General features: G+C 68.0%; 14 protein-coding genes. 6 read left to right on the top strand and 8 right to left on the bottom strand.

Going from position 1 to position 18,348, the window contains the following annotated elements; all coding sequences use genetic code 11:
* Window positions 1–104 precede the first annotated feature (104 nt).
* Together CL52_RS07000 and pdeM are read left to right on the top strand one after the other, a co-directional pair.
* Window positions 105–2,705 carry a ligase-associated DNA damage response DEXH box helicase gene (locus tag CL52_RS07000; protein ID WP_043219345.1) on the top strand — a complete coding sequence of 867 codons (2,601 nt, stop codon included), beginning with the start codon at window positions 105–107 and terminating at the stop codon, window positions 2,703–2,705.
* Window positions 2,702–3,355 (top strand): ligase-associated DNA damage response endonuclease PdeM, encoded by a 654-nt coding sequence (pdeM, locus tag CL52_RS06995; RefSeq protein WP_041106159.1) that lies wholly within the window; start codon window positions 2,702–2,704, stop codon window positions 3,353–3,355. Before CL52_RS07000 ends, pdeM begins: the two co-directional genes overlap by 4 nt.
* On the opposite strand, the gene CL52_RS06990 is transcribed toward pdeM, so the two are convergent.
* A complete protein-coding gene (locus CL52_RS06990) occupies window positions 3,352–3,582 on the bottom strand; it encodes a hypothetical protein (protein WP_041106161.1) in 231 nt (76 codons plus the stop codon). The two genes, pdeM and CL52_RS06990, sit on opposite strands and share 4 nt — an antisense overlap.
* A 183-nt stretch (window positions 3,583–3,765) precedes the next feature.
* Here CL52_RS06990 and CL52_RS06985 point away from each other — a divergent pair, with 183 nt between their 5' ends.
* On the top strand, window positions 3,766–5,103 hold the full coding sequence (locus CL52_RS06985) for an erythromycin esterase family protein (protein WP_052264524.1): 1,338 nt from the start codon (window positions 3,766–3,768) through the stop codon (window positions 5,101–5,103).
* A gap of 72 nt (window positions 5,104–5,175) precedes the next feature.
* Here the strand turns inward: CL52_RS06985 and CL52_RS21315 are convergent, their stop codons facing one another.
* The 7 genes from CL52_RS21315 to CL52_RS06955 all read right to left on the bottom strand — a co-directional run bounded on the left by CL52_RS21315 (window position 5,176) and on the right by CL52_RS06955 (window position 12,733).
* A complete protein-coding gene (locus CL52_RS21315) occupies window positions 5,176–5,328 on the bottom strand; it encodes a hypothetical protein (protein ID WP_165563681.1) in 153 nt (50 codons plus the stop codon).
* A 95-nt stretch (window positions 5,329–5,423) separates the two neighbouring features.
* Entirely contained in the window at window positions 5,424–5,963 is a 540-nt protein-coding gene (locus tag CL52_RS06980) for a DUF2058 domain-containing protein (RefSeq protein WP_043219342.1), read from the bottom strand.
* Between the two features lie 107 nt (window positions 5,964–6,070).
* Window positions 6,071–6,901 carry a nucleoside triphosphate pyrophosphohydrolase gene (gene mazG / locus CL52_RS06975; protein ID WP_043219340.1) on the bottom strand — a complete coding sequence of 277 codons (831 nt, stop codon included), beginning with the start codon at window positions 6,899–6,901 and terminating at the stop codon, window positions 6,071–6,073.
* 142 nt (window positions 6,902–7,043) lie between these two features.
* Entirely contained in the window at window positions 7,044–9,287 is a 2,244-nt protein-coding gene (relA, locus tag CL52_RS06970; RefSeq protein WP_041106168.1) for a GTP diphosphokinase, read from the bottom strand.
* Between the two features lie 95 nt (window positions 9,288–9,382).
* Window positions 9,383–10,747, bottom strand: coding sequence for a 23S rRNA (uracil(1939)-C(5))-methyltransferase RlmD (gene rlmD / locus CL52_RS06965; RefSeq protein ID WP_043219335.1), 1,365 nt, complete (start codon window positions 10,745–10,747; stop codon window positions 9,383–9,385).
* Window positions 10,748–10,813: 66 nt separating this feature from the next.
* Window positions 10,814–11,716: a cysteine synthase CysM gene (cysM, locus tag CL52_RS06960; protein WP_041106172.1), complete on the bottom strand. Its 903-nt coding sequence runs from the start codon at window positions 11,714–11,716 to the stop codon at window positions 10,814–10,816.
* 123 nt (window positions 11,717–11,839) lie between these two features.
* A complete protein-coding gene (locus tag CL52_RS06955; protein WP_043219330.1) occupies window positions 11,840–12,733 on the bottom strand; it encodes an HTH-type transcriptional regulator ArgP in 894 nt (297 codons plus the stop codon).
* A 130-nt stretch (window positions 12,734–12,863) separates the two neighbouring features.
* Between CL52_RS06955 and CL52_RS06950 the strand changes: the two genes are divergently transcribed.
* The 3 genes from CL52_RS06950 to mnmC are packed head-to-tail and all read left to right on the top strand — an operon-like array spanning window position 12,864 to window position 18,336.
* On the top strand, window positions 12,864–13,490 hold the full coding sequence (locus CL52_RS06950; RefSeq protein ID WP_041106176.1) for a trimeric intracellular cation channel family protein: 627 nt from the start codon (window positions 12,864–12,866) through the stop codon (window positions 13,488–13,490).
* Window positions 13,491–13,547: 57 nt separating this feature from the next.
* Window positions 13,548–16,322 carry a response regulator gene (locus tag CL52_RS06945; protein ID WP_043219325.1) on the top strand — a complete coding sequence of 925 codons (2,775 nt, stop codon included), beginning with the start codon at window positions 13,548–13,550 and terminating at the stop codon, window positions 16,320–16,322.
* Window positions 16,323–16,353: 31 nt separating this feature from the next.
* Window positions 16,354–18,336 carry a bifunctional tRNA (5-methylaminomethyl-2-thiouridine)(34)-methyltransferase MnmC2/FAD-dependent 5-carboxymethylaminomethyl-2-thiouridine(34) oxidoreductase MnmC1 gene (gene mnmC, locus CL52_RS06940; RefSeq protein ID WP_043219322.1) on the top strand — a complete coding sequence of 661 codons (1,983 nt, stop codon included), beginning with the start codon at window positions 16,354–16,356 and terminating at the stop codon, window positions 18,334–18,336.
* The last annotated feature ends 12 nt before the right edge of the window (window positions 18,337–18,348 follow it).

Genomic DNA, 18,348 nt, shown 5'->3' with positions numbered 1-18,348 from the left:
CACCCCGCCCCGGCTATCGACCGCGAGGCCAAGGCCTCTCCCACGGGAATTGCCCCACTCGTGCGCGAGAGCGGTCTCGACTGCGAACCGGCACGGCACGCCCCATGACTGACGCCACCGGGCTGTTGAGCGAGCAATGGTTCGCCGGTCGCGGCTGGCGGCCGTTCGCCTTCCAGCGTGAGGTCTGGCAAGCGATAGCCGATGGGGAATCCGGGCTGCTCCACGCCACCACCGGTTCGGGCAAGACCTACGCCGTCTGGCTCGGTGCGCTGAACCGCTTCGCGGCGAAGGCACCTGCCGCCAGCACGGCGGGCAAGCCGGCGCCGCTGACCGTGCTCTGGATCACCCCGATGCGGGCGCTGGCCGCCGACACGGCTCGCGCCCTGGAGGCGCCGCTGGAGCGGCTTGGCATCGCCTGGAGCGTCGGCCTGCGCACCGGTGATACCGACAGCGCCGAGCGGGCACGCCAGGGCCGACGCCTGCCCAGCGCGCTGGTCACCACACCGGAAAGCCTGACCCTGCTGCTGACCCGCGCCGACGCCCGACAGGCGTTCGCCGGGCTGCGCATGGTGGTCGTCGACGAGTGGCATGAGCTGCTCGGCAACAAGCGCGGCGTGCAGCTGCAACTGGCGCTTGCCCGCCTGCGTCAGTGGCAGCCGGAGCTGGTCGTCTGGGGGCTGTCGGCCACCCTCGGCAACCTGCCGCACGCGCTGGAAGTCCTGCTGCATCCCGGCGGCGGCCGGCTGGTCGAGGGGCGCGTGGACAAGCCGCTGACGATCGACTCGCTGCTGCCCGAAAGCATCGAGCGTTTCCCCTGGGCCGGGCACCTGGGCCTGCGCATGCTGCCGCAGGTGGTCGCCGAGCTGGACGGCGCCGCCACCTCGCTGGTCTTCACCAACACCCGCTCGCAGGCCGAGCTCTGGTACCAGGCGTTGCTCGATGCGCGGCCGGACTGGGCCGGGCTGATCGCCCTGCATCACGGCTCGCTGGCCCGTGAAGTGCGCGACTGGGTCGAATTCGGGCTCAAGGAAGGTCGGCTCAAGGTTGTGGTCTGCACCTCGAGCTTGGATCTCGGGGTGGATTTCCTCCCGGTCGAGCGGGTGCTGCAGATCGGCTCACCCAAGGGCGTGGCGCGCCTGCTGCAGCGCGCCGGCCGTTCCGGCCACGCGCCGGGGCGCACCTCGCGGGTGACACTGGTCCCAACCCACAGCCTGGAAGTGGTCGAGGCCGCCGCCGCGCAACGCGCCGTGGCCGAGCGGCGTATCGAGGCGCGCGAGGCCCCGCACCAGCCGCTCGACGTGCTGGTGCAGCACCTGGTGAGCATGGCGCTGGCCGGCGGCTTTCACCCGGATGCACTGCTCGCCGAGGTGCGTCAGGCCTGGTCCTACCGCCAACTGCCGGCCGCGCACTGGCAATGGGCGCTGGCCTTTGTGCGCCACGGCGGCGAATCGCTGACCGCCTATCCCGACTACCAGCGCGTCGAACCGGATGACTCGGGGCTGTGGAAAGTGCCCAGCCGGCGCGTCGCACTGCGCCATCGCATGAGCATCGGCACCATCGTCAGCGATGCCAGCCTGACGGTGAAGTTCTGGGCCAAGGGCGGCGGCGGTCGTTCTCTGGGCTCGGTCGAGGAAGGCTTCATCGCCCGCCTGCGCCCCGGCGACTGCTTCCTCTTCGCCGGGCGTCTGCTGGAGCTGGTGCGCGTGGAGAACATGACCGTCTACGTCAACCGCGCCAGTGGCCGCAAGGCCGCCGTACCACGCTGGAACGGCGGGCGCATGCCACTCTCCAGCGAGCTGGCCGACGCAGTGGTCGAGCAGCTCAGCGCCGCCGCGCACCGCCGCTTCGCCAGTCCCGAGATGCAGTTGGTGCAGCCGCTGCTCGCGGTGCAGCAGGCCTGGTCGGCGCTGCCGGGCGAAACGACGCTCCTCGCCGAAGTACTGAAATCACGCGAAGGCTGGCACCTTTTCCTCTATCCCTTCGCCGGCCGCCATGTGCATCTGGGCCTCGCCAGCCTGCTGGCCTGGCGCATGGGCCAGCGCCAGCCGGTGAGTTTTTCCATCGCCGTGAACGATTACGGCCTGGAGCTGTTGGCCCCTACCGAGGTGGACTGGCCGGGCGCGCTCGGCAGCGGCCTGTTCCACACCGAGAGGCTGCTGCACGACGTGCTCGCCAGCCTCAACGCCGGCGAGCTGGCGCGCAGGCGCTTTCGCGAGATCGCCCGAATCGCCGGGCTGGTGTTTTCCGGTTACCCCGGCGCGCAGAAGAGCGCACGCCAGCTGCAGGCTTCCAGCGGGTTGTTCTTCGATGTGTTTCGCCAGTACGACCCTGGCAACCTGCTGCTCAGCCAGGCCCAGGAGGAAGTGCTGCGTCAGGAGCTCGAACTCGACCGCCTGCGCCAGACGCTCGAACGGCTGCAGCAACGCCGGCTCGATCTGCGTCAGGTCAGGCGCCCGACGCCGCTGGCCTTCCCGTTGCTGGTCGAACGCTTCCGCGAAAGCCTGAGTTCGGAGAAACTCGCCGACCGCATCCGCCGCATGGTCGCCGAACTGGACAAGGCGGCCGGCCCGGGTGGTTACCAGCCCGAGCCCGCCGCGGTGCCGGCCGTCGAACGCGAGACGCCGCGCCCTCGACGGCCGCGAACAGGCAAGGACGGCCGCCCGCGACAGAAGAAGAAGCCCCCAGGACTCAGCCCAAGCCCGTGACTGCGCACCTCGCCATCGACCTTTGTGCCACCGAACTCTGGTTGCTTGCCGACAAGGCACTCTATTGGCCGGAACCGCAGGCGCTGCTGATCGCCGACATCCATTTCGGCAAGGCCGCCGCCTACCGCCGGCTCGGCCAGCCAGTCCCGAGCGGCACCACCGAGACCAATCTGGCGCGACTCGACGCCCTGCTCGCACGCTATCCCGCCAGACGGTTGATCTTTCTCGGCGACTTTCTCCACGCGCCCGAATCCCATGCGCCAGCGACCCTGGCGCAGCTTGCGGCCTGGCGTCATCGGCACGCCGGGCTCCGGCTGACGCTGATTCGCGGCAACCATGATCGACGCGCCGGCGACCCGCCGCCCGAGCTGGGCATCGAAGTCGTTGGCGAGCCCCTGCTGCTGGGCCCGTTCGCCCTGCAGCATGAGCCCGAACCACACCCGACGCACCATGTGCTCGCCGGCCACCTGCACCCGGCCTACCGCCTGCGCGGGCGCGGCCGGCAGAGCCTGCGCCTGCCGTGCTTCTGCCTCGGCGAACGGGTCAGCCTGCTGCCCGCCTTTGGCGATTTCACCGGCGCAGCCGAAATCGACGCCGGGCCAGGCCGGCGTCTGTTTCTGGTCGGGGATGGGGAAGTCTGGCCGCTCTAGGCCTGGGCGATGCCGGTGATGGTGATGCCGTAACGTTCGGCCAGGCGCGTGGCCGGGGTATCGTCGAGATCGGCATCGTGTTCGTGATTGAGGTCGGCTTCGTACTCGCGCTCCGCCTTGCGGGTAACCAGCTCGACCGCCTCATCGATGTCTGGCTGATGCTCGGAATCGGTTCGCAGCACTGCCGTGTTGCCGTCTTTGCTGTAGGTGATGATCCAAGTCGTCATGTCTGCCCCTCGTCGTTATGCGTGGCGTGCGAACCGCTCTGGCGCGCCCTCCTGCACAGTTAGAGACGGCCCCGAGTCTTTCAGTTCTGTCGGTGCCCGACGACTGCCTTCTGTCGAGTGGCACGAACGGTCGCGCGGACTACCCTGTCATCCATAGCACTGTTCGCCACAGGAGCAACCGACATGTCCCTCGTCAGCTCAGGCGCCATACCCCCTTCCGAAGACCAGATCGTCGACTGCCTCCGGCGTCACGCCATCGCCCTGCCAGCCCCGGAAGACGCCCACTTTGCCGACGCCTTCGAGCGCTTCGCCGACGCCCGCGTGGTCCTCATCGGCGAGGCCAGCCATGGCACCAGCGAGTTCTACCGCGCTCGGGCGGCGATCACCCGGCGGCTGATCGAGCGGCACGGATTCAACATCATTGCCGCGGAAGCGGACTGGCCGGATGCGGCGCAAATCGACGCCAACGTCCGCCATGGCCAACCGGCGACCTGGATCGACGAGGCCTTCAAGCGCTTTCCCACCTGGATGTGGCGCAACCGCGAAGTGGCCGACTTCGCCGCCTGGCTACGCGGGCACAACGACGCCCTGCCCCCGGCCGAGCGCGTGGAGTTCCGCGGGCTGGACGTGTACAGCCTGGGCAGCTCCATCGAGCAGGTGTTGCGCTATCTGGACCAGATCGACCCGGACGCCGCCGACGAAGCCCGGCGCCGCTACGGGTGCCTGACGCCCTGGCAGGACGAGCCGGCCGGCTACGGCCACAACGTGATGCTCGGCGAGCCCTCTTGCGAGAACGCCGTGGTCGAGCAGCTGAGCCGCCTGCTCGAACAGCGTTTGACCTACAGCGCGCGCGACGGCGAGCGTTTCTTCGATGCCGAACGCAACGCGCACGTCGTGCGCGCAGCCGAGCAGTACTACCGCGCCATGTACCGGCGTTCGAGCGAATCCTGGAACCTGCGCGACAGGCATATGTTCGACACCCTGCGCGCGCTGCTGGCGCATCGCGGGGCGACCGCCAAGGCGGTGGTCTGGGCCCACAACTCGCACATCGGCAATGCCGCGGCGACCTCGATGGGCTGGGATGGCGAATTCAACATCGGCGAGCTGTGCCGCACGGCCTTCGGCCGGGACGCGGTGCTGATCGGCATGGCCACCGACCATGGGCAGGTGGCGGCGGCCGACAACTGGGACGAAGCGATGCGCATCAAGGACGTGCTGCCGTCGCGCCCGGACAGTTGGGAGCAGCTGTTCCAGCGCTGCGGGCTGCCGGCGTCGCTGACCGACTGGCGTGGCCCGGGTAGCCATACGCTACGCGAGCAGCTGGCGCAGCCCCGCCTGGAGCGCGCCATCGGCGTCATCTACCGGCCGCAGACCGAACGCCAGAGCCATTACTTTCGCGCAGTGCTCGCCGAGCAGTTCGATGCCCTGGTGTGGTTCGAGAAAACCGCGCCGGTCGTGCCGATCGGCCCGCAGCAGCCGGACCTGCAGGCGCTGCCCGACACCTATCCGTTTGCCGAATGACCGCACCGGCCCGCGTACGGCGGGCCGTGCTGGCAGGCCGTCAAGGCGTCGCTTGAGCGCGACGCCGCCAGGTCAGGCCACCGGCGCCGGTGGCGGCTGATCGGGCACCGTCGGTTCGCCCGGTTCCTGCGGCAGGTCCGGCACGCCGGGTTCTTCGGGATCGCCCGGCACGCCGGCGGCGCGCCACTGCAGGTCCCGGTCGTTGATGGTTGGTTGCGCTGACATCGGCTCTCCCTCCACGTCTGCCACCCGGTTGGCTGGCGGTCCTCCAGTAGAGGGCGGCGCAGCGCTTTTCTATCCGCCCTTCCGTCGGCGCGGCCTCACCACATCAGATCGTCCGGCACCTGATAGGCGGCGTACGGATCGTCCGCATCAACTTCCTCGGTACGGGTGTTGAGCAGCACCACCCGGCGCGGGTCGCGCTCCTGGATCTTCAGCGCGGCCTCACGCGGGATGATCTCGTAGCCACCGCCATGCCGCACGATGGCCAGCGAGCCGCTGGAGAGCTTGTCACGCATCAGGTTGTTGACCGAGATGCGCTTGACCTTCTTGTCGTCGACGAAGTTGTAGTAGTCGTCGGTGGTGAGCTTGGGCAGGCGGCTGCGCTCGATCAGTTGCTTGACCTGCGCGGCGCGAGCCTTCTGCTCGGCCTTCTCCTGCTGCTGGCGGTTGAGTTCCTGATCGCGCGCCTGTTTCTCGGCCTGCGCCTTGAGCGCCGCCTCGCGCTGGCTGTTGTCCTTTTCCACCTGGCCCTTCTTCTCCAGGCGCTGCTGCTTCTGCTGCTGCTTGGCGGCCTGCTTGGCCTGCTTTTCATTGACCAGGCCTGCCTTGAGCAGTTGGTCGCGAAGGGAAAGACTCATGGTTCGGCTCGTCTGTGGTGAAATCAAAGTGAACGCGGGGGATCGGTTCAGCGATCCAGCCCGGGATTGTGGTGGATGTGAAATGCGACATCCACCGTCACGGATCGTCAGCCGCAAGAAAGCGGCTGTTCGGCCTTCTTGGCTGCGTCCCAGAGCGCGTCGAGCTCCTCGAGATCGCAGCTTTCGGGGCTGCGCCCGGCGTCGCACAGCGCCTGCTCGATGAAGCGAAAGCGCCGCTCGAACTTGCCATTGGCCGCGCGCAGGGCGTTCTCCGGGTCGACCTTCAGGTGGCGTGCGAGGTTGACGACAACGAACAACAGGTCGCCGATCTCCTCGGCGATCGCCTGCGGATCGTTCTCGCTCATGGCCTCGAGCACCTCGTTCAGTTCCTCGTGCAGCTTGTCGACCACCGGCAACGCTTCCGGCCAGTCGAAGCCGACGCCGGCGGCGCGCTTCTGCAGCTTTGCCGCTCGACTGAGCGCCGGCAGCGCGTGGGGCACGTCGTCGAGCAGGGAAAGCTGTTCCGGTGCGGCGGCCTGCTCGGCACGTTCTTCGGCCTTGATCTGTTCCCAGCGCTGTTTGATCGCCGCCTCGTCGAGCCGCGGCAGCTCGGGCGAGCCGTACAGGTCGCCATCGGGAAACACGTGCGGATGCCGGCGCACCAGCTTGCGAGTGATGGCATCGACCACCGTGGCGAAGTCGAAACGCCCCTCCTCACGCGCCAGCTGGCTGTAATAGACCACCTGGAACAGCAGGTCGCCCAGCTCGCCGGGCAGGTGTGCGAAATCGCGCCGCTCGATGGCGTCGGCGACCTCGTAGGCCTCCTCCAGCGTATGCGGAACGATGCTGGCGTAATCCTGCTGCAGGTCCCAGGGGCAACCGTGCTGCGGGTCGCGCAGGCGGGCCATCAGGTGCAGCAGATCGGCGAGTTGGTACATAGAATTCCTCAAGCCAGGCTATCGCGGCGGCGTTTCGGTGGATGTAAAAAGCGACATCCACGCTACGAATGTCAGGCCAACTGGGAGTGGATGAGCCTTCACCCATCCACCGTGACGCGGCCGGCGCCGCCGGCCCTGCGTCTTACGCTGCCCGCTGGCGCTTGGCCTCGATGATGTTAGGCAGCTGCGAGATGCGACTGAGCAGCCGGCCCAGCGCATTGAGCCCCGGAATCTCGATGGTCAGCGTCATCTGCGCCGTGCTGTCTTCCTTGTTCGAGCGGGTATTCATCGCCAGCACGTTGATGCGCTCGTTGAGCAACACCTGCGACACGTCGCGCAACAGCCCCGAGCGGTCGTAGGCGCGGATGACGATGTCCACCGGATAGGTCTTCTCCGGCACCGGCCCCCAGCTGACCTGGATGATCCGCTCGGGCTCGCGCCCGGCCAGCTGCAGCACCGAGGCGCAGTCCTGGCGGTGGATGCTCACCCCACGCCCCTGCGTGATGTAGCCGACGATCGGGTCGCCCGGCAGCGGCTGGCAGCAGCCGGCCATCTGCGTCAAGAGGTTGCCGACGCCCTGGATCTGCACGTCGCCGCGCTTGCCCGGCTTGTGCGGCGCCGAACGCCGCGGGATCAGCTCAAGCTGATCCTCGTCGCGCTCGGGCTCGACCAATTGCTGGGCCATGTTGACCAGATGCGCCAGGCGCAGGTCGCCGGCACCCAGTGCGGCGAACATGTCCTCGGCCGTTTTCAGGTTGGTCTTTTCGGCCAGGCGATCGTAATCCACCGGCGGCAGGTCGAGACGCGAGAGTTCGCGTTCGAGCAATGCCTTGCCGGCCGCGACGTTCTGATCCCGCGCCTGCAGCTTGAACCAGTGGACGATCTTCGCCCGCGAGCGCGACGTGGTGATGTAGCCGAGGTTCGGGTTCAGCCAGTCGCGGCTCGGCGAGCCCTGCTTGCTGGTGATGATCTCGACCTGCTCGCCGGTCTGCAGGCTGTAGTTGAGCGGCACGATGCGCCCGTTGACCTTGGCGCCACGGCAGTTGTGGCCGATCTCGGTGTGCACCCGGTAGGCGAAGTCCAGCGGCGTGGCGCCCTTGGGCAGATCGATGGCATGACCGTCCGGGGTGAAGACGTAGACGCGGTCCGGCTCGATATCGACGCGCAACTGATCGGCCAGGCCGCCAATGTCGCCAAGTTCCTCGTGCCACTCGAGCACCTGACGCAGCCAGGCGATCTTCTCTTCGTAGTGATCGGAGCCGGAATTGACGTCGGTGCCCTTGTAACGCCAGTGCGCGCAGACGCCGAGCTCGGCCTCCTCGTGCATGGCGTGGGTGCGGATCTGCACCTCCAGCACCTTGCCCTCGGGGCCAAGCACCGCGGTATGCAACGAGCGGTAGCCGTTCTCCTTGGGGTTGGCGATGTAGTCGTCGAATTCCTTGGGAATGTGCCGCCACAGGGTGTGCACGATACCGAGCGCGGTATAGCAATCGCGGACTTCCGGGACCAGCACGCGCACGGCACGTACGTCGTAAATCTGGCTGAACTGCAGACCCTTCTTCTGCATCTTCCGCCAGATCGAGTAGATGTGCTTGGCGCGGCCGTCGATCTCGGCCTTGATGCCGGCCACCGACAGTTCATCCTTGAGCTGCTGCACCACGTTGGCGATGTATTGCTCGCGGTCGAGCCGACGCTCGTGCAGCAAGGTGGCGATCTGCTTGTACTGCTCGGGCTCGAGGTAGCGGAAGGACAGGTCCTCCAGCTCCCATTTGATGTGGCCGATGCCGAGGCGGTGCGCGAGCGGTGCGTAGATATCGAACACTTCACGCGCCACGCGCTGGCGCTTGTCGTCGCTGGCGTTCTTCACCGCACGGATCGCACAGGTGCGCTCGGCGAGCTTGATCAGCGCGACGCGCACATCATCGACCATCGCCACCAGCATCTTGCGCAGGTTCTCGACCTGGGTCTGCGGTGGCAGTACCAGCGACTCGCGCGGATTGAGGCTGGCGCTGATCGCCGCCATGCGCAGTACGCCCTCGATCAGCTTGGCGACCACCGGACCGAAGCGCGAATGCACGTCGGCGAGCTGGATCTTGCCTTCGCGTACGCCGCGATAGAGCACGGCGGCGACCAGGCTGTCCTGGTCGAGCTTGAGGTCGGCGAGGATCTCGGCGATCTCCAGGCCGATCTGGTAGCTCGACGCGCCCTCGCTCCAGAGATTCTGTGCCGCATTGGCCTGCTGCTCGGCATCGCGGGCGAATTCGCAGGCCTCCCGAAGCGCGCTGCGGTCGAGCGCCGGGTCCATGCCCAGCACGTGGTCGAGCCAACTTTCCAGATTGATGCTGCCGTCGGTGTTGATCGGCTGAAGCGCTCTCACCTGTACCATCTGAAACCTTCCCTCTACGCAGGAACTCTGCGTCGATTACGCCTGCATTCTATGTGCCGGTCGGTTGAACCACAGGCCAGATGCCTGTCAAAAAATTACGCGCGCACGCCAGCGCCCCTCTCGAACAGCGCCATGGCCTCCACGTGAGCGGTCTGCGGAAACATGTCCAGTACTCCAGCGCGCGTCAGACGATAGCCCTGCCGGCTCAGCTCGGCGGCATCCCGCGCCAGGGTGGCCGGATTACATGAAACATAGACCAGGCGCCCGGCCTGCAATGCACCGATCTGGCGCACGACTTCCAGCGCGCCGTCCCGCGGCGGATCGAGCAGCACCCGCGCGAAGCCCTCGGCGGCCCAGGCGGCTTCGGCCAGCGGCTTCGACAGATCCGCCCGATAAAAGTGCACGTCGCTCAGCGCGTTGTGCTCGGCGTTGGCTCGGGCCCGTCGGACCATCGCCTCGACGCCCTCGACGCCCACCACTCGTGCGCCGCTCCGGGCCAGCGGCAGGGAAAAATTGCCCAGCCCGCAGAACAGGTCGAGCACCCGCTCGCCGGGGGCCGGTGCCAGCCAGTCGAGCGCCTGCGCAATCATCGCTTCGTTGATCGCCGCGTTGACCTGGACGAAGTCGCCGGGCTGCCAGGCCAGTTCCAGGTCCCAGCGCTCGAGTCGATAGCCCAGGCGGGCCGGCACCACCGGCTGGGGGTCACCCTCGCCCTGCAACCAGAGCTGCACGCCCTGCGCTGCGGCAAAGGCGAGCAGTTGCTGACGATCGGCCTCGAGCAGTGGTGCGGTATGGCGTACCAGCACCGCGGTGGCGGTGCCGCTGAACAGCTCGACGTGCCCGATCACCGCCGGCTTCTGCAAGCGCTCGAGCGTCAGCCGCAACGGCTGCAAAAGCGCCTCGAGCACCGGCACCAGCACCGGGCAGACCTCGACCGGGACGATGCGCTGGCTGGCGCCGGCGCGGAAGCCGACCTCCAGTCGCTTGGCCCGCTCGTCCCAGCGCACCGCCAGACGAGCGCGGCGCCGATAGCCGAACGCCGGCCCGCTGAGCGGCGCGGCCCACTGTTCGGGTTCCAGATCGGCCAAGCGCAGCAGCTGCTCGGCGAGGGTGCGCTGCTTGAGCTCCAGCTGATCGGCCTCGCCCAGATGCTGCAGATTGCAACCGCCGCAAAGGTCGGCATGCGGACAGGCAGCCGGGCGCCGCCGTTCGCTCGCCTCGAGCACGCGCTCGCAGCGCGCCTCGACGACCTTGGCATGCGCCCCGAGCACGCGCGCCTCGACCCGCTCGCCGGCCAGCGCTCCGTCGACGAACCAGGTGCGCCCGTCACAGAAACCGATGCCCCGACCGTCGTGAGCGAGTCGCTCGATCACCAGTACCTGTTTCTTGCCCAGCGGAACCTGCGCCTTGCGCTCGCCACCTGCGGGCTGAAAGCGCAAACCGCCGCTGCGTCTTGCCATCAGAAGATCCTGCCGTCGTCGGGGAGCGACCCGGCCGCGCCTTCACCTGCGCGGCCGGGCCAGCGATCAGTGGGCCGCGTCATAGACGCCGGTGGAAAGGTAGCGGTCGCCGCGATCGCAGATGATCGCGACGATCACCGCGTTCTCCAGCTCCTGCGAGAGGCGTAGCGCTGCCGCGACCGCACCACCGGACGATACGCCGCAGAAAATGCCTTCCTCGCGCGCCAGACGGCGCATGGTTTGCTCGGCTTCGGCCTGGGACATATCGACCACGCGGTCGACCCGCTCGGCCTCGAAGATCTTTGGCAGGTACTCGGCAGGCCAGCGGCGAATGCCGGGAATGGCCGCGCCTTCCATCGGTTGCAGGCCGACGATCTGCACGTCCGGGTTCTGCTCCTTGAGATAGCGCGACACGCCCATGATGGTGCCGGTGGTGCCCATCGAGCTGACGAAATGGGTGACGCTGCCGCCGGTCTGCTCCCAGATCTCCGGGCCGGTGCTGTTGTAGTGCGCGATCGGGTTATCGCCATTGGCGAACTGGTCGAGCACCTTGCCGTGCCCCTCGGCCTGCATCTTCAGCGCCAGGTCGCGGGCCCCTTCCATGCCCTCCTCCTTGCTCACCAGGATCAGCTCGGCGCCATAGGCGGTCATCGCCGCCTTGCGCTCGGCGCTGGAGTTGTCCGGCATGATCAGGATCATCCGATAACCCTTGATCGCCGCCGCCATCGCCAGGGCGATGCCGGTGTTGCCGCTGGTGGCCTCGATCAGGGTGTCGCCCGGGCGGATATCGCCGCGCTGCTCGGCGCGGTTGATCATCGACAATGCCGGCCGATCCTTCACCGAACCGGCGGGGTTGTTGCCTTCGAGCTTGACCAGGATGGTATTGCTGGTCTGCCCCGGCATGCGTTGCAGGCGCACCAGAGGCGTGTGGCCGATGCAGTCGGCGATGGTCGGGTAATGCTTAGTCATGGCGTCGGAGCACCGCGGGCATCTGGAAAAGGCGCACATGATACCGGCATCGTCCGATGACGGGCATAGCCGTTAGCCGAAGCGACGAGATGCCGCCCTGACCCAGGGCCTGCCGGCCAACGCCTAGGGGCGCGCGAGAATTCTCGGCGCGGCCTCGACGATCTGCCGCGAAAGGTGCTCCATGCGCGGCGACTGAACCTTCCAGGTGTGCCAGTACAGCGCCAGGTCGAGCGGCTCGTCTGCCGCCAGATCGACCACCTCGCCGCCGCTCAGGGCCTCGCGCATGAGCAGCTCCGGCACCATGCCATAACCAAGCCCGTAGCGAATGGCGTTGAAGTGCGGTTCGGCACCCGGCACGTAGTGGCACGGATAGGCGCCCTCCGGCAGGCCGAAGCGGCGCAGCAGAAACGACGATTGCAGGGTGTCCTTGCGGGTATAGGCAACCACCGGTGCCTTGCGGGCGGCGGCGCGGGTCATCCCGGAGGGGAAATGTTGGTCGCGAAAGGCGGCCGAGGCCACCAGCCGGTAACGCATGCTGCCCAGAGCACTGGCCGTGCAGCCACGCATCGGCTTCGGCTCGGTGCTGATACAGCCGATCGCCAGGCCGGTTTCCAGCAGGCTGTAGGTGTGGTCCTGATCCTCGACGGTCAGGTCGAGCAGGACGCGCTCACGGATCAGAACCTCGGCCAGCGCCGGAAAGAACCAGGTGCCCAGGCTGTCGGCGTTCAGCGCGGCGACCACCACCAGCGGCGCGTCGCTGCGCTCGGCGAGTTCGGCGAGCAGGTCCGCCTCCAGCAGCGTGGCGCGTTTGAGGTACTGCAGCAGGCGCTGGCCGGTCTCGGTGGGCCGGCACGGCCGGCTGCGCACGATCAGTGCGCTGCCCAGTGCGCTCTCGAGCGCACGCACGCGCTGTGAAATCGCCGGCGGGGTGAGATGCAGACGCTGCGCCGCCTGCTCGAAGCTGCCGCTCTTGATCACCGCGCGGAAGGCTTCGGTCTGTTTCGGGTCGAGGTTCACGCGGGCGCCTGCATAAGAAAATATTTGGATGGGCAAAAAATACTTAGCTTCATCAATTGATGCCAGCACAGCCCCATAATCGCGCACCTTTTCGTCGCAGCCCGCCGCTGCGTTCGCCAGGAGCACCGTTGTGGATCTGCTGCACACCATCTATCTGGTCGCCATCACCGCCGAAGCCATGTCCGGCGCCATCATGGGCATGCGCCGCGGCATGGACCTGTTCGGCATCTGCCTGCTCGGCACGGTCACCGCCCTGGGTGGCGGCACCGCGCGCGACGTGCTGCTTGGGCATTACCCGCTGGGCTGGATCGCCAACCCCGAATACCTGGCGTTCACCATCGGCGCGGCCATCGTCACGGCAGTGATCGCCCGCCACCTGCATCACCTGCGCATGATCTTCCTGCTGGTCGATGGCCTGGGCCTGGTGGCATTCACCGTGATCGGTTGCGATGTGGCCATGAGCATGAACGCGCACCCGGCGATCGTGGTGGTCGCCGGCCTGGTCACCGGCATCTTCGGCGGTCTCATGCGCGACGTGCTCTGCACCCAGGTGCCGATGGTGCTGCAACGCGAGCTCTACGCCACGGTCGCGCTGTTCGCCGGCGTGCTCTACGTCGGCCTGCTCTGGCTGGGCGTCAACAACGAGCTGGCCTCGCTGGCAGCGCTGGCGGCCGGCTTCCTGTTCCGCGTGCTGGCGATGACCTTTCGCTGGAAGCTGCCGGACTTCAACGGCAAGGACATCCGCGGGCTGGACTGACCTCACGCCGGCTGGCGGCAACGGGCTACACTAGCGCCCTCGCTTGGGGGATGGACCGTGCTCAAAGACCTGGGAATTCGTGGTCGTGTACTGATACTGACGCTGCTGCCGAGCACCCTGCTGGCAGTCGTGCTTGGCATCTTCTTCACCTGGATGCAGCTGACCGAGCTGCGCTACCAGCTCGACGAGCGCGGCGAACTGATCGCCCAGCAACTGGCGCCGCTGGCGGCGCCGGCGATGAACCTGGGCTACGACAAGCGCCTCCAGCGCATCATCAGCCAGGTGCTCGATCAGACCGACGTGCGCGCCGTGTCGATTCTCGACAAGGACCGCCAGCCGCGCGCCTACGCCGGGCCGCGCATGGTCACCCCCTCGCCGCCGGCCGACCCCGAGGGCCTGACCCGGGTCAGCGGGCTGGACACCACGCGCATCCTGATGCCGGTGCTGGCCCACCACCTCAACCTGGCCGACGAGAGCCGTGCCAACGACCCCACGCTGATCGGCTGGCTCGAACTCGAGGTTTCGCATCAGGGCACGCTGATCCGCGGCTACCGCAGCCTGCTCACCAGCCTGGTGCTGATCGGCGCCGGCCTGCTGATCACCGCGCTGCTCGCCCTGCGCATGAGCCGGGCCATCAGCAAGCCGCTCGAGCGGGTCAAGCTGGCGGTCGCCCAGCTCAAGGAAGGCCACCTGGAAACCCGCCTGCCGGCGCTCGGCAGCCATGAGATGGATGAACTCGCCTCAGGCATCAACCGCATGGCCGAAGCGCTGCAGAGCGCCCAGGAAGAGCTGCAGCAGAGCATCGACCAGGCCACCGCGGACGTGCAGCAGAACCTGGAAACCATCGAGATCCAGAACATCGAACTCGATCTCGCGCGCAAGGAGGCCCTGGAAGCGAGCCGCATCAAGTCCGAGTTTCTCGCCAACATGAGCCACGAGATCCGCACCCCGCTCAATGGCATCCTCGGCTTTACCCACTTGCTGCAGAAGAGCGAACTGACGCCGCGCCAGCAGGATTACCTGGCAACCATCGAGAAGTCCGCCGACAGCCTGCTCGGCATCATCAACGAGATTCTCGACTTCTCGAAGATCGAGGCGGGCAAGCTGGTGCTCGACAGCGTGCCGTTCAACCTGCGCGACCTGATCGAGGAAACCCTGACGATTCTCGCCCCCTCGGCGCACACCAAGCAGCTGGAGCTGATCAGCCTGGTCTACCGCGACACGCCGCTGTCGCTGATCGGCGACCCGCAGCGGCTCAAGCAGGTGCTGACCAACCTGGTCAGCAATGCCATCAAGTTCACCAACGAAGGGACCATCGTCGTGCGCGCGATGGTCGAGGACGAAACCGCCGAGCGTGCGCAGCTGCGCATCAGCGTGCAGGACACCGGCATCGGCCTGACCGACGACGATCTGCGTGCGCTGTTCCAGGCCTTCAGCCAGGCCGACAACTCACTGTCGCGCCAACCCGGCGGGACGGGCCTGGGCCTGGTCATCTCCAAACGCCTGATCGAGCAGATGGGTGGCGAGATCGGTGTCGACAGCATTCCCGAGGAAGGCTCGGAATTCTGGATCAGCCTGAGCCTGCCGAAAGCGCGCGACGACATCGAGGACCAGCCGCCGCCGGCGTTGCGCGAGCTGCGCGTGGCGCTGTACGAGCAGCACTCGCTGGCGCGCCAGGCGCTGCAGCATCAGCTCGAGAGCAGCGGCTTGCAGGCGTACCCGTTCGACAGCCTGGCGGGCATGCTCGAGGGCGTCGCCCAGGCCCGCGACGAAGGTCTGCCGATCGACCTGGCGGTCCTTGGCGTGTCGATCCACGAGCTCGCGCCACTGGCGCTGGCCGAACACATCGAGCGCTTCGAGGCGCTCGGCTGCCGCACCGTGGTGCTCTGCCCCACGATAGACCAGGCCGCCTATCAGGACGCCCTGCCCGACGCCTTCAGCCACACCCGGCTGCAGGCCAAGCCGGCGCGCATGCGCAAGCTGCAACGCGTGCTCGCCGAGTTGGTGCGCCCGCTGCAGCCGGTAGCGCCCGTGCCGACGGCCCCCTCGCATCGCCAGCCGCGCCTGCTCTGCGTCGACGACAACCCGGCGAACCTGCTGCTGGTCGAAACGCTGCTCAGCGACCTGGGGGCGGCCGTGACGGCAGTGGACAACGGCCCCGACGCACTGGCCGCCGTCAAGGAGCAGGTATTCGACCTGGTGCTGATGGATGTGCAGATGCCCGGCATGGACGGCCGTCAGACCACCGAAGCGATGCGCCAGTGGGAATACAAGGCCGGCCGCTCGCCGGTCCCGGTCATTGCCCTGACCGCGCATGCCCTGGCCAACGAGAAGCGGGCCCTGCTGCAGGCCGGCCTCGACGATTACCTGACCAAGCCGATCAGCGACCGCCAACTGGCCCAGGTCATCCTCAAGTGGACCGGCCTCAGCCTGCGCCAGGCCTCGCAGCCCGCCGTCGCCCCGCCCGAGGAAGCGCCGGTGATCGCGCCGGCGGCCGAAGCCCTGCCGGTGCTCGACACTGACGAAGGCCTGCGGCTGGCAGCCGGCAAGGCCGACCTGGCGGCCGAGATGCTGAGCATGCTGCTCGGCTCGCTGGCCCAGGAGCGCTTCGCGATCCGCCAGGCCCGCCAGGCCGGCGACCTGCAGGCCCAGGTCGACCGCGTGCACCGGCTGCATGGGGCCACGCGCTACTGCGGCGTACCGCAGCTGCGCCAGGCCTGCTTGCAGGCCGAGACCCTGCTCAAGCAGCGCGACCCGGCCGCCGAGGCGGCGCTGGACGCACTCGATGCCGCCATCGAACGACTCGAACACGAGGCGCACCGCGCCTCCTGATTTGCCGCCCCGACACCGCCCAGGACAGCTCATGCAGGACCATTCCACTTCGCCCCGCTTCCAGCACGCCGAACTCGATTGGGACGACAGCGGCCAGCCGCAATCGCGCCAGTACGGCGACGTGTACTTCTCTCGCGCCAGCGGCCTGGCCGAGACCGAGCACGTGTTTCTGGCACAGAACGCGCTTGACCGGCGTTTCGCCGAACTGGCGCCGGGGCAGGCCTTCACCATTGGCGAAACCGGTTTTGGCACCGGTCTGAATTTCCTCTGTGCCTGGCAGCTGTTCGACCGGCAGGCGCCGGCCGGGGCGCGCCTGCACTTCGTCAGCGTCGAGAAGCACCCGCTCACCCGGGCCGACCTGCAGCGCGCCCTGTCGCTCTGGCCACAGCTCGAACCCCTGGCCGAGCAGCTGCTCGACCAGTACCTGGCGATCCATCCCGGCTTCCAGCGGCTGAACTTCGCCGATGGGCGAGTGAGCCTGACCCTGCTGGTCGGCGACGTGCTCGACTGCCTGCCGGCGCTGGATGCGCGCATCGATGCCTGGTTTCTCGACGGCTTCGCCCCGGCAAAGAACCCACAGATGTGGCAGCCGGCGCTGTTCGCCGAACTGGCCCGGCTGTCCGCGCCTGGGGCGACACTCGGCACCTTCACCAGCGCCGGCTTCGTGCGCCGAGGGCTGACCGACGCGGGCTTCGACATGCAGCGCGCGCCGGGCTTCGGCCACAAGCGTGAAATCCTCAGAGGCCAGTTCATCGGCGCGCCAACCGCGGTCGCACGCCCGTGGTTCGCCCGCCCAGGCCAGGCGCCTCGAGAACGCCGGGCCCTGGTGATCGGCGCCGGCCTGGCCGGCTGCGCCAGTGCAGCCAGCCTGGCCCGCCGCGGCTGGCAGGTCACCGTGCTCGAGCGTCATGCCGGGCCCGCCGAAGAAGGTTCCGGCAACCCGCAGGGCGTGCTCTATCTCAAGCTCTCGGCCCATGGCACCGCGCTGTCGAGGCTGGTCGTCAGCGGCTTCGGCTACACCCGCCGCCTGCTCGAGCGTCTGCAGCGCGGCCAGGACTGGGATGCCTGTGGCGTGCTGCAGCTGGCCTATGACGACAAGGAGCAACAACGCCAGGCAGAGCTGGCCGGGGCCTTTCCCGAAGGCCTGGTACGGCCGCTGGATCAGGCCGATGCCGAAGCCTTGGCCGGCATCAGCCTGCCGGGCGGCGGGCTGTTCTATCCCGAGGCCGGCTGGGCGCACCCGCCGGCGGTCTGCCGCTATCTGCTGGCACGGCCGAACATCGAACTGCGCCAGCACCGCGCCGTGCTCAGCCTCGAACGCCACGGCGAAAGCTGGCAGGCGTTGGCCGACGGTCAGGTACTCGCCGAAGCACCGGTGGTCGTGCTCGCCGGGGCGGCGGACAGTGCCGATTTCCCGCAGAGCGCCTGGCTGCCGCTCAAGCGCATTCGCGGGCAGATCACCTGCCTGCCGACCACCGCCGCCAGTGTCGCGCTGCGCACCGTGCTGTGCGCCAAGGGCTATGTCGCCCCGGCGCGCGACGGGCAGCACACGCTCGGTGCCAGCTTCAATTTCAAGGGCACCGACACCGCACTCAGTGTCGAGGAACATCAGGCCAATCTCGAGTTGCTCGAAGGCATCTCGCATGACCTGACTGAGCGGCTGCAGGTCGCCGCGCAGCCGCCCGAGCAACTACAGGGGCGTGCGGCATTTCGCTGCACCAGCCCCGACTACCTGCCGCTGATCGGCCCGCTGGCAGATCAGGAGCGCTTCCTGGAGACCTACGCCTCGCTCACCCGCAACGCCCGGCAGATTCCCGATGCGCCGTGCCCGTGGCTGGACGGGCTCTACGTCAACACCGCCCACGGCTCGCGCGGGATGATCAGCACGCTGCTGTCGGGCGAGCTGATCGCTGCCTGGCTGGAGGACGAGCCCCTGCCGCTGCCGCGTGACGTCGCCGAAGCCTGTCACCCGAACCGGTTTCTGGTGCGTCGGCTGGTGCGCGGCGAGGGGTAGGCGTCGCGGCCG

Source organism: Stutzerimonas balearica DSM 6083 (assembly GCF_000818015.1).
Lineage (GTDB): Bacteria > Pseudomonadota > Gammaproteobacteria > Pseudomonadales > Pseudomonadaceae > Stutzerimonas > Stutzerimonas balearica.
Note: the sequence above shows the minus strand (reverse complement) of the source record. Positions and strands in the feature narration are given on the sequence as shown.